6 protein-coding genes and 1 tRNA gene are annotated in these 8681 nt (G+C 71.7%); 6 read left to right on the top strand and 1 reads right to left on the bottom strand.

The genetic code is table 11. The annotated features are described in order from the left end of the window. The first annotated feature begins 117 nt into the window (after positions 1–117). The 3 genes from ABD899_RS14580 (at position 118) to ABD899_RS14570 (ending at position 5288) form a co-directional block, all read left to right on the top strand. Positions 118–194: transfer RNA gene (locus ABD899_RS14580), tRNA-Val, on the top strand. Positions 195–500: 306 nt separating this feature from the next. Continuing rightward, positions 501–2174, top strand: a complete 1674-nt coding sequence (locus tag ABD899_RS14575) for a SulP family inorganic anion transporter (protein ID WP_345207289.1) — start codon at positions 501–503, stop codon at positions 2172–2174. A gap of 210 nt (positions 2175–2384) precedes the next feature. Next, the gene (locus ABD899_RS14570; RefSeq protein ID WP_345207287.1) at positions 2385–5288 is read left to right on the top strand and encodes an arylsulfatase; all 2904 of its coding nucleotides are present in this window, start codon (positions 2385–2387) and stop codon (positions 5286–5288) included. Between the two features lie 29 nt (positions 5289–5317). Here the strand turns inward: ABD899_RS14570 and ABD899_RS14565 are convergent, their stop codons facing one another. Then, a complete protein-coding gene (locus ABD899_RS14565) occupies positions 5318–5539 on the bottom strand; it encodes a hypothetical protein (RefSeq protein WP_345207285.1) in 222 nt (73 codons plus the stop codon). Between the two features lie 116 nt (positions 5540–5655). On the opposite strand from ABD899_RS14565, the gene ABD899_RS14560 reads away from it, so the two are divergent. Genes ABD899_RS14560 through ABD899_RS14550 form a run of 3 tightly spaced genes read left to right on the top strand, consistent with a single transcriptional unit; the run spans position 5656 to position 8675 of the window. After that, a complete protein-coding gene (locus ABD899_RS14560; protein WP_345207283.1) occupies positions 5656–5991 on the top strand; it encodes a hypothetical protein in 336 nt (111 codons plus the stop codon). After that, positions 5988–7370 (top strand): FAD-binding oxidoreductase, encoded by a 1383-nt coding sequence (locus ABD899_RS14555; RefSeq protein ID WP_345207281.1) that lies wholly within the window; start codon positions 5988–5990, stop codon positions 7368–7370. Before ABD899_RS14560 ends, ABD899_RS14555 begins: the two co-directional genes overlap by 4 nt. Positions 7371–7415: 45 nt before the next feature. Further along, positions 7416–8675 carry a class I SAM-dependent methyltransferase gene (locus tag ABD899_RS14550; RefSeq protein ID WP_345207279.1) on the top strand — a complete coding sequence of 420 codons (1260 nt, stop codon included), beginning with the start codon at positions 7416–7418 and terminating at the stop codon, positions 8673–8675. Positions 8676–8681: the final 6 nt, after the last annotated feature.

Here is an 8681-nt window from a genome sequence, read left to right as displayed (position 1 = left end):
CGGGCATCCTCGGATGAGTCAACGACTGCGACCACGCGGGCATTTAGCGTGAGTCAACTCGCCGATTTCCGCTCGGTCGAGCAGTCCGTATATCCTCGGCAGGCCGTCACGGCACCCGGATGTGTAGCTCAGCTGGTTAGAGCGTTCGCTTCACACGCGAGAGGCCGGGGGTTCGAGTCCCTCCACATCCACCACCCACCATCGGCCGCTGGACCGCGCAACCGCGGATCGTTTCTCGGCGAGGCCTTCGAGCCGAGCTGGGACGCAGGGCGCCCGGCGAGATCCTGGATCTGCAGGCCCGTGCCTCCCGGTGGTACACCCGGTCACTCGGGCGCGTGCGTGCTGGGCGTGAGGCGCGCCGACCACAACCCCTCCGCGCCGGCGCGTCACCTCATGAGGGTGGTCCGGACGTCTCCGCAACTCGGTAGAACGGGACGGTGAGGCATTCGATGTGCCGGCCCCACCGGCGCACGAGCCCGTACCCCCGAGGAGGTCCTGCCGTGAGCCCCCCGCTACCGGGGTTGACCAGAAGCAACGTCGGGCTCGAGGCACTGTCCGGCGTCACCCTCGTCGCGATCGCGGTCCCGTTGAACATCGGCTACGCGCAGATCGCCGGACTCCCACCCACCGCCGGCCTGTACGCCCTCGTCGTGCCGGCCGTGCTCTATGCACTCACCGTGTCGTCGCGGCAGGTCGTCGCCTCCCCGGATGCCGCTGCAGCGGCGCTGGTCGCCTCATCGGTCGGCGGCCTGGCCGTGGCGGGGAGCGCCGACTACCTCAGCATGGCTCTCGCCCAGGCCATCATCAGCGGCCTGATGTTCGTCGCGTGCAGCGTGCTGAAGCTCGGCTTCCTGGCCACCTTCCTGTCCAAACCGATCCTGGTCGGCTTCGTCGGCGGGCTGGCTCTCGACATCCTGGTCAGCCAGCTCGCGAAGATGCTCGGTGTCCGCATCGAGAGCGGCGACGAGTTCGTCGACAAGGTGGGCCAGCTGGTCGCGGGGTTGGACACGGTGAACTGGATCTGCGTGGTCATCTCCTCGATGTCCCTCGCCATCCTGCTCGTCGGCCGACGTCTCAACCGGTCCGTCCCGTGGGCCCTCGTCGTGCTCGTGGTGACCACCCTCGCGGTCGTGTGGGCCGATCTCGCCTCGCGGGGGGTGTCAGTGCTCGGCAAGGTCGAGGCCGGCCCACCCCAGCTCACCGTGCCGCAGCTGGAACTCACCGTGTGGCTCTCCCTCGTTCCGTCGGCCCTGGCCCTGACGATGGTCACGATGGCCGAGGGACTGCTGGTCTCACGAAGCTACGGGGCCAAGAACGGCTACGCGACCGACCCGAACCGCGACCTCGCGGCCTTCGGCGTCGGCAACATCGCCTCCGGTCTCACCGGCGGCTTCGCCGTGGGTTCCTCGACGTCGAGAACGGCGGCCATGGACCAGGCCGGCTCGCGCACCCAGCTCCCCAGCATCGTCGCCGCCGCCCTCGCGCTGCTGCTGCTCGTGTTCGGCACGGCCGTGCTCGAGGACATCCCGTCGCCCGCGATCGGTGCCGTCGTCGCCGTGGCGGTGTTTCCACTGCTCGGCATCCCGGAGCTGAGGGAGCTCTGGGACCTGAACCGCTTCGAGCTCGGCGTGGCCGCAGCCTGCTTCCTCGGCACCCTCCTGCTGGGTCCGATCCCGGGCATCTTCATCGCGTTCGTGCTCGCCCTGGTCAACCTCGCCCGGCGCGCCGCCTCACCGGCCGTCGACGTGCTGGGCGCCGAGGCCGACGCCGACCACGCCCTGACGCCGTTGCCCACCGGTCGCTCGATGACCGTACCCGGGGTGGTCGTCATGCGGTTCGCCGCCCCGATCTTCTTCGCCAACGTCGGCCAGCTCGACGAGTCCATCCACGCAGCGGTCGAGGCTGCACAGGCCTCACCGCCGGAGGACGGCACCCCACTCGCCCACCTCGTCCTCGACATGGAGGCTGTGACGGACATCGACGTGACCGGGGCCGAGGGGTTCGGTGAGTGCCGCACGTGGCTGGCCGCCCGGGGCGTGCAGCTGCACTACAGCCGCGTGCGACCCCGCGTCGCCGTGCTGCTCGGCCACTACGGTCTCGACGAGGGCACCACGGCCTTCGGCACCAACCGCGCCGCCATCGAAGCCCTCACGACCGAGGTCGATTCCCGGTGATCGAGCGCGCCGGGCGGCCTCACCCTGTCAGGGGGATGTCCGCCCGGTGGCAGGTCGGGATGCTCGGACCGTGGCGTTCGCGTGGACCCCGCTCGCACGCCTTCCCGGAGGGAAGGCGTCGGGTCGAGCGTGCCCGCGCAACACGACCGCGGTGAGGACCGTACGGATGGCTCTCCCGGCGCGACGCCGGCGGGCCGATGGGAGCACGTCATGAGCGACACCCAGATGCTGATCGTGGCCGGCTACCCGGAGGTCGACGTCGCCGAGACCGAGTTCCGGGCACTCGCCGCGAAGGTCGAGGCCGGGGAGCTGAGCAGCCAGGGGATGATCCTCGTCGGCAAGGGCGCCGACGGCGAGCCCCGGCTGATGGACACCGGGAACCATCTGGGTCGCCGGGGGGCAGGGTGGGGCGGTGGCGCCGGCGTGCTCGTCGGGATGTTCGCCCCACCGATGCTCGGGGCGGTCGCGGTGGGCGCCGCGGCCGGTGCCGTCGTCGGCCACTTCGCCGGCAACAAGCTGACTGCTGCCGTCCAGGAGCAGGTCGGCGCCGCCCTCAAGGCGGGCACAGCCGTGATCATCGGGGTGTTCCCCGCAGCGGCGCGGTTGGCGGTCGAGCAGGCCCTGCCCGGTGCCCCGCTGAAGTCCGTCGTCGAGAGCGAGGAACGCGGTATCGACGAGCTCAAGGCCAGGCTGGCCGAGGCCATGGGCAAGTTCTCGCCCGACCGGACCGTGCTCCCGCTGCCCGACAAACCGTTCGGTGGTGTGGCGGGCCACACCATCGACGAGTCGGTCGGGGACTGGAGCATCGTCGCGGGCCCGAAGGCCCCCGAGGACGCCCCGAACGTGCTGATCGTGCTCATCGACGACGCCGGCTTCGGCGGCCCCGACACCTTCGGTGGCGGCATTCACACCCCGAACCTGACCCGCGTGCAACGGCAGGGCGTCACCTACAACCGCTTCCACGTCACCGCGGTGTGCTCTCCGACCCGGGCCGCCCTGCTGACCGGTCGCAACCACCACCGCGTCGGTATGGGCGGCATCGCCGAGTTCCCCGGTCCGTTCCCCGGCTACACCGGGGTGCGCCCGCGGGCCTGCACGGCACTGCCGCGCATCCTGAAGGAGAACGGCTACATCACCGGTGGTTTCGGCAAGTGGCACATGACCCCGGGTCGCGACATGGGTGCCGCGGGGTCGTTCGACCACTGGCCCACCGGCTGGGGTTTCGACCACTGGTGGGGGTTCCTGACCGGGGCGGCCGGGCAGTACGACCCGATCATCACCCAGGACAACTCCACCCTCGGCGTTCCCGAGGGCGAGGACGGCAAGCTCTACTACTTCCCCGACGACATCACCGACAAGACCGTGGAGTGGCTGCACGCCGTGCGCGCGCAGGACGCCGAGAAGCCGTGGTTCGTGTACTACTCCACGGGGGCCACCCACGCGCCGCACCACGTCGCGCAGGAGTGGGCCGACAGGTACAAGGGCGAGTTCGACGACGGCTGGGACGCCTACCGCGAGCGGACCCTGGAGCGGCAGAAGAAGCTGGGCATCGTGCCCGCGGACACCGAGCTCGCGCCACGCCCGGACGCCTTCCCCGCCTGGGACAGGCTCTCCGAGCCCGAGCGCCGGCTCTACGCCCGGCAGATGGAGGTGTTCGCCGGGTTCTCGGAGAACGCCGACTGGAACGTCGGCCGGCTGCTCGACTCGGTCGAGGAGATGGGCGAGCTCGACAACACGCTCGTCATCTACATCTGGGGTGACAACGGCGCCTCGATGGAGGGCACGGTCACCGGGTCCTTCAACGAGACCACGTTCTTCAACGGCGTCGTGCTCGACGCCGAGGAGCAGCTCGCCCTGATCGACAAGTACGGCGGCATCGCCGAGCTCGGCGGCTTCCACACCGCACCGCACTTCGCCGCGGCCTGGGCGCACGCGAACAACACCCCGTTCCAGTGGGGCAAGCAGATGGCCTCCCACCTCGGTGGCACCCGCGACCCGATGGTGATCTCCTGGCCCCGCAGGATCGCCTCTGGCGGTGACGTGCGCACCCAGTTCACGCACTGCATCGACGTCGTGCCCACGGTGCTCGAGGTCGTCGGCATCCCCGAGCCCACGCTCGTCGACGGAGTCGACCAGGAGCCGATGGACGGCACGAGCTTCGCCTACACCTTCGACGCCCCGGCGGCCGAGGAGCAGCACACCGTGCAGTACTTCGAGATGTACGGCAGCCGCGCCATCTACAAGGACGGCTGGTGGGCCTGCACCAAGCTCGACAAGCTGCCGTGGGACTTCTCGCCCGAGACGCTCGCCCGGTTCGGGCCGGGTGGTGAGTGGAATCCTGACGACGACGTCTGGCAGCTCTACTACCTTCCCGACGACTTCTCCCAGGCCCACGACCTCGCGGCCGACCACCCCGCCAAGGTGGCCGAGCTGGTCGAGCTCTTCTGGGCCGAGGCCGAGCGCCACCGCGTCCTGCCCCTGCTCGGTGGGTTCGCGGCCTTCTTCGGGATCCTGCCGCCGATGCCGACCCAGACCCGGTTCACCTTCGCCGGTGACGTGCAGAACATCCAGACGACGATGATCCCGCGCATCTACGGGCGCTCCTACGCCATCGAGGCCGACGTGCACGTTCCCGAGGGTGGCGCCGAGGGAGTGCTCGTCGCCTTCGCGGACTTCATCGGGGGCTTCGCCCTCTGGGTCGACGAGAACGGCCTGCTCAACCACACCTACCAGTTCCTCGGCATCGACACCTACCGCCAGACCTCCACCGAGCCGATCCCCACCGGGGACGTCACCCTCACGATGCTGTTCGAGGCGGACGAGTCCAAGCCCGGCACCGGTGGCCGCGTCACGTTGTGGGCCGGTGACAGGCAGATCGGCGAGGGCGAGCTCCCGCACACCATCGCCCTGCTGTTCACCACCTACGCCGGCATGGACATCTCGCGGGACAACGGCGGGGTCGTCGACCTCGACTACGAGGACCGCGCCCCCTACGCCTTCACCGGCACCGTGCGCACCGTGGTCTTCGACCTCGCGCCGCACGCGCACGACGCGGAGGTCTCGCTGCACGAGGCGACCGCTCGGGCGGCCGTCGCCCATGGCGCCGCGGGCTGAGGGAACCCGCCTGAGCGGTGGGCCCGGTCCTAGAGCTTGGTCATCCTGCGGAAGGGCGTCGAGATCCGAACCGTCCGGTCGCTGAAGTCCACGGTCGCCCCACCTCCGTCGACGCCCACGACGCGGCCCATCCCGTACGTGTCGTGCGTGACGCGGTCGTCGAGCGCGAACTGCTCGATCCTCGGCTCGGGGTGGGGCTGGAAGGGGCTGCTGGCGTGACGAGCACGCGGGGTCCCGGGTGAGGTTGTCATCCCCACCAGTATGCGCCCCCGGATGCCGCACCCGGAACCTCGACCCGTGCGCCGGGGCGCCACCTCGCAGCCGCGGGCCCTCGGCACGACCGGGTCGTCGGGTGTATTCATGGTGGATGGACGTCATCCGGGTCCGCGCGATCCGCACCTTCCCCGAGGCGGGGGAGCCGGGGGTCGCGCACGAGGCCGTCCGGGTCGGCGTCGACGGTCTCGAGGGCGACCGCCGCAAGAAGGCCGCCGTCTCGCTCGTCGGTGACGACGCCCCCGCGACGCGGGCCAACCTCGTGCTCGACGTGCCGACCGGCGTCGTCGAGGCCCTCGAGGGCTCGGTGCTGCGGGTCGGGGACGTCCTGCTCGCCGTCGAGGCCACCGGCACCTCGTGCCCCGGCCTGTACGCCGCCGTGGGCGAATCGGGGTGGGTGCGGGTCGGTGACGCCGTGGAGCCCCGGTGAGCGTGCTCGTCGGGTCGCGCCACGACGAGGGCGTCGGCCGGCTCGTCGACAGCTACCGGGCCATCCCGGCGGGGGAGCGGGTGCGCCTCGCGAAGCGCACCTCCAACCTCTTCCGGGCCCGTGACCACTCGGCGACCCCCGGCCTGGACACCTCGGGCCTCACGGGGGTCGTCGCGGTGGATGCCGGGAGCCGAACCGCCGACGTCCAGGGCATGTGCACCTACGAGGCCCTCGTCGACGCCACCCTGCCGCACGGCCTCACCCCGCTCGTCGTGCCGCAGCTGCGCACGATCACCCTGGGCGGTGCGGTGACCGGCCTCGGCATCGAGTCGGCGTCCTGGCGCAACGGCCTGCCGCACGAGTCGGTGCTCGAGATGGACGTGCTCACGGGGAGCGGCGAGGTCGTCACCACCGACCCGGCCAGCCGGCATCCCGATCTCTTCCGGGCCTTCCCGAACTCCTACGGCACGCTCGGCTACGCCACCCGGCTGCGCATCGCGCTCGAGCCGGTGGGGCGAACGGTGGCCCTGCGCCACGTGCGCTTCCACGACGTCGGCTCCCTCGTCGAGGCCCTGCGCGTGACCCTGGCCGACGCCGGCTTCGACGGTGAGCCCGTGGACTACGTCGACGGCGTCGTCTTCTCCGCGTCCGAGTCCTACCTCGTGCTCGGGCGCCGTGGCGACGACCCGGGCGCGACGAGCGACTACACGGGTACCCGCATCTACTACCGGTCGATCCAGCACGACGACCGGGCCCCTCGTCGCGACCTGCTGACGACCCACGACTACCTCTGGCGCTGGGACACCGACTGGTTCTGGTGCTCGAGGGCCTTCGGGGCCCAGGACCCGCGGGTGCGCCGGCTGTGGCCGCGACGGTGGCTGCGCAGCAGCGTCTACGGGCGGCTCGTCGCCCTCGACCGCCGGCTCGGTGTGGCCGACCGCCTCGAGGCCCTGCACGGACGCCCCCCGCGCGAGCGCGTCGTGCAGGACGTCGAGCTGCCGCTCGCGACGATGGCCGAGTTCCTGCGGTGGTTCCTGCGCGAGGTCCCGATCGAGCCGGTCTGGCTGTGTCCCCTGCGACTGCGCAGCGACCAGCCGTGGACGCTGTACCCGCTGCGGCCCGGGGAGACGTACGTCAACGTCGGCTTCTGGTCGAGCGTGCCCTCGACGCCGGGGGCCGGGGACGGCGCCACGAACCGGCGCATCGAGCGCGAGGTGGCCGAGCTCGGCGGCCACAAGTCGCTGTACTCCGAGTCCTTCTACGACCGTGCCGAGTTCGACCGGCTCTACGCCGGGACTGCGTACGCCGCCCTCAAGGAACGCTGGGACCCCGCCGCCCGCCTGCCCACCCTCTACGACAAGGCCGTGCGGGGGGCCTGACCGCCGCCGCCCACCCACCCCGACCCACGACGACAGGAGCCGACGATGTCCATCGCCGAGATGGTCCACTCCGTGCTCGACGGACCGCTCACCCTCGGGCTGCGCGCCTACGACGGGTCGTCGACCGGCCCGCCCGACTCCCCGCGGGCGCTGCACCTGCGCACCCCGCGCGCCGCGGCCTACCTCGCGACCGCGCCCGGCCAGCTCGGCCTCGTGCGCGCCTACGTCGCCGGAGACCTCGACGTCGACGGGGTGCACCCGGGCGACCCGTACGACCTGCTCGTCGACCTCTCGGCGGTGCGCTTCCGCCGGCCGACCGCGGCCGCAGCGGTCGAGGCGGCACGCACCCTCGGCGTCAAGGGCCTCGCCCCGCCCCCGCCTCCTCCCCAGGAGGCGCTGCCCCGCTGGCGGCGGGCCGCCGAGGGGTTGCGCCACTCGATGCCGCGCGACGCCGGGGCGGTGAGCCGTCACTACGACGTCTCGAACCGGTTCTACGAGCTCGTCCTCGGCCCGTCGATGACCTACACGTGCGCGTGCTACCCGGATGCCGCCGCGACCCTCGAGGACGCCCAGGACAACAAGTACCGCCTCGCCCTCGACAAGCTCGGGCTGCGGGCCGGCGACCGCCTGCTCGACATCGGCTGCGGCTGGGGCGGGATGGTCCGCGCGGCGGCCCGACGCGGCATCCACACCCTCGGGGTCACCCTCTCCGGGGCACAGGCCGCCTGGGCGCAGCAGGCCCTCGCCGAGGAGGGGCTCGCCGGCCTCGCCGAGGTGCGGCACAGCGACTACCGCGCGGTGCGCGAGTCCGGGTTCGACGCGGTGTCGTCGATCGGCCTCACCGAACACGTGGGCGTGCGCGGCTACCCGGCGTACTTCGCCTGGATCGGTGACCGGCTACGGCCCGGCGGGCTCCTGCTCAACCACAGCATCACCCGCCCGCACAACCGTCGCCAGGAGACGGGTCCCTTCATCGACCGCTACGTCTTCCCCGACGGCGAGCTCACCGGGTCGGGCCGGATCATCGCGCAGGCGCAGGACGCCGGGCTCGAGGTGCTCCACGAGGAGAACCTGCGCGAGCACTACGCCCTGACCCTGGCCCAGTGGTGCCGCAACCTCGTCGAGCACTGGGACGAGTGCGTCGCCGAGGTGGGAGAGGGCACGGCGCGGGTCTGGGGCCTGTACATGGCCGGTTCGCGACTCGGGTTCGAGCGCAACGAGATCCAGCTGCACCAGGTCCTCGCCCAGCGTCCCCACCCGGACGGCGCGACCCGGCTCCCCCTGCGCCCGTGGTGGCGGCCCTAGCCTCGT

This window comes from Fodinibacter luteus (assembly GCF_039541575.1).
Taxonomy (GTDB): Bacteria; Actinomycetota; Actinomycetes; order Actinomycetales; family Dermatophilaceae; genus Fodinibacter; species Fodinibacter luteus.
Note: the sequence above shows the minus strand (reverse complement) of the source record. Positions and strands in the feature narration are given on the sequence as shown.

What these genes read in the sequence shown, in the direction of transcription:
- ABD899_RS14550 (WP_345207279.1), top strand. Translation starts at nt 7,416, where the DNA reads ATGTCCATCGCCGAGATGGTCCACTCCGTGCTCGACGGACCGCTCACC.
- ABD899_RS14565 (WP_345207285.1), bottom strand. Translation starts at nt 5,539, where the DNA reads ATGACAACCTCACCCGGGACCCCGCGTGCTCGTCACGCCAGCAGCCCC.
- ABD899_RS14560 (WP_345207283.1), top strand. Translation starts at nt 5,656, where the DNA reads ATGGACGTCATCCGGGTCCGCGCGATCCGCACCTTCCCCGAGGCGGGG.
- ABD899_RS14570 (WP_345207287.1), top strand. Translation starts at nt 2,385, where the DNA reads ATGAGCGACACCCAGATGCTGATCGTGGCCGGCTACCCGGAGGTCGAC.